The organism is Neisseria sp. P0009.S007 (assembly GCF_051962515.1).
Map to the genome: position 1 here is coordinate 1 of NZ_JBQCVF010000318.1, position 1,488 is coordinate 1,488.

Annotated in this window: 2 protein-coding genes; one reads left to right on the top strand and one right to left on the bottom strand. The window is 51.5% G+C overall.

Annotated features, from left to right (window positions below; all coding sequences use genetic code 11):
- Nucleotides 1-518, bottom strand: a 518-nt coding sequence (locus ACTHS3_RS12865; RefSeq protein WP_440368116.1) for a patatin-like phospholipase family protein, incomplete at its 3' end; no start/stop codon positions are given.
- A gap of 139 nt (nt 519-657) precedes the next feature.
- Between ACTHS3_RS12865 and recO the strand changes: the two genes are divergently transcribed.
- Complete coding sequence (gene recO / locus ACTHS3_RS12870) at nt 658-1,401, top strand: DNA repair protein RecO (RefSeq protein WP_070608989.1); 744 nt, start codon at nt 658-660, stop codon at nt 1,399-1,401.
- Nucleotides 1,402-1,488 lie beyond the last annotated feature (87 nt).

Sequence of the window (1,488 nt, forward strand, 5' to 3'; positions counted from 1 at the left end):
TTGCCGAAAAGGTAGTTTTCAAACTGCTCCTGCAACAGATCGCCGCGTCCGTATTCAGGCGAGGCCAGTCGGGGCAGGTTGGACATGGAGAATGCCTGTTTGACGACTTGGCGTTGGAAGTTTTGGTGTAGGAAACGTTTATAAAACAAAGGAATGGTTTCTTCGCCCTTGAGTGCAAAATAAGCTGCCAAAACCGAGCCGCCAGATACGCCGACCACCACATCGACATTCGACATCAGAGATTGTTTTTTGCCGCCGATGGTAATCTGTTGCTTATGAAGCTGTTCCAACACGCCATAACCTAAGGCTGCCGCGCGCGTACCGCCGCCGGAGAACATCAATACAATAAGCGTATCGTCTTCGTTGTTGCGCTGAAGTTGGCTGGTTTCAAAGCGGTAGCCACGTTGCAGGTTGACCGTATCAATACCGGCAAGAGGCTGATATTTCACCAGCGAGCATGCGGATAATAAGGCTGCGGAGAGCAGGGAAAGGGCAGATTTAAAAGGGAATTTTGGCATAAACACAGGAAAGTCAATTGTTCATTCAAAACGGATTATAAAGGTTTTCAGACGGCCTTTATAGAAGGCGGACTTTCAGACGGCCTTTTGCATCGATTTTCCGTTATAATCGACACAATCTTTATCTTTCCAAACCCTTATGGCGCAACCAAACCGCATCAACCACGAACCTATCTTTCTGCTTGCCTCCGCCCCGTGGCGCGAGAGCAGCTTGTGGGTGGAGGCTTTCAGCCGCCGTTATGGGCGGGTAGCTTTGTTGGCCAGAAGCGCGCGCAAACGGCAGAGCGAATTGCGCGGCGTGTTGGTGCCGTTTGTGCCGGTGAGCGCGTCTTGGTATGGTTCTCAAGAGTTGAAGACCCTGCATCGCGCCGAATGGATAGGCGGTTGGCCGCAGCCGCAGGGCAGGGCTTTGTTCAGCGGATTGTATGTGAACGAGTTGATGCTGAAATTGACCGTCCGCGAAGACCCGTTGCCCGAGCTTTACGATGTTTTGGCGGAAACCATGAAAACCATCTGTTGCGAGGCCAACCACATTGCCGCTTTGCGCCGTTTTGAATGGTCTCTGCTGACACGCTTGGGCTTTGCCCCCGATTTGTTCCATGACGGCAACGGAAATGAAATCAACGGTGAAGAAACTTATTGGCTCACGCCGGAAGAGGCTGTGGTTCCCCTGTCCGAGGCCGACCGTTTCCATGCGCTCAATAAGGGCGTGGCCGTATTGGGCGCGACGTTAATCGATTTGAGGGAAGGCAGCTTCGTTCATCAGGAAAGTCTGGGGCAGGCTTTGAAAGTAACGCGGCTTTTGATTGACAACCTTCTCCCCGAGGGCATCAAGTCTCGGCAGGTTTTGCAGCAGTTGCAGCAGTTTGGCTTGGGCAGTTGAATTTTTTTCAGACGGCCTTTGATAGGTAATGACTCAGGCCGTCTGAAACCTTAATGAAAGGACATTATTATGTTGTTAGGCGTAAAC